General features: G+C 63.3%; 1 protein-coding gene. It reads left to right on the forward strand.

Annotated features, from left to right (window positions below):
* Positions 1–111: 111 nt before the first annotated feature.
* Positions 112–948, forward strand: coding sequence for a transposase family protein (locus tag R4I43_RS34220; protein WP_324269879.1), 837 nt, complete (start codon positions 112–114; stop codon positions 946–948).
* The last annotated feature ends 17 nt before the right edge of the window (positions 949–965 follow it).

A 965-nucleotide genomic window follows, 5' to 3' on the forward strand; every position in this document is an offset into this window, starting at 1 on the left:
TGAGGTGATCTCAGTGGAGTGAGGTGGCGGTAGGCCTGGGAGATGTGGGCGTGGGGTCCTGGTAGAAGAAGGTCTCACCACAAGATCATCTTCACGGAACCAGGACCCCACGTGATCACCTATCGTGCCAGGCTCGATGTCGCTGACGAACTCGCCCTCTACCTCGCCGGACTCCTCAATGCCGAACGACGGCGCCGCGGCACCGGGCGTGGACGCCGCGCGTTATCGACGTTCAAGCAGGCCGTGCTGGGGTTGCGGTGGTTTCGTGATCGCACCGCCATCCCCGCGCTCGCCCGCGACAACAACATCTCCCGCGCGACCGGATACCGGTATATCGACGAGGCCATCGAGGTGCTGGCCGCCCAGGCCCCGGAGTTGCATCAGGCCCTGCGCAAGGCCCGGAACGACGGCGCTTGGTATGTGATTCTGGACGGCAAGTTGTTCTCCTGCGACCGGCTCAGTGAGAAGACAACCAGCGTCAAAGGCACCGAGATCGACCGGTGGTACTCCGGAAAACACCGCGAGCAAGGCGGCAACATCCAGGCACTGACCACACCGGAGGGGTTCCCGATCTGGGTCTCACCGGTCGAACCCGGCTCGGTCCATGACATCACCGCCGCCGAACACCACGTCCTCGGTGCCTTGTACTGGGCTGCCTCTCAACTTGACCTGCCCACTCTCGCCGACGGCGGCTACCAAGGCGCAAGCGCCGGAGTCCACACCACCATCAAGCACTCCAAAACCGGACAACGTCGCCCACTCGATGTCGACAACCGCACCTACAACCTGATCCTCCGTAGCCTGCGCGCCCTCGGCGAACGCGGATTCGCCCTGCTCACTGGCCGCTGGCGAACGCTCCAACACATCACCGCCAGCCCCCGCAAAACCGGCGACATCGTCCAAGCCACACTCGTTCTCACCCACCACGAACACAACCGAATCCACTGAGATCACCTCAATGGAAA

The organism is Saccharopolyspora mangrovi (genome assembly GCF_035320975.1).
Lineage (GTDB): Bacteria > Actinomycetota > Actinomycetes > Mycobacteriales > Pseudonocardiaceae > Saccharopolyspora > Saccharopolyspora mangrovi.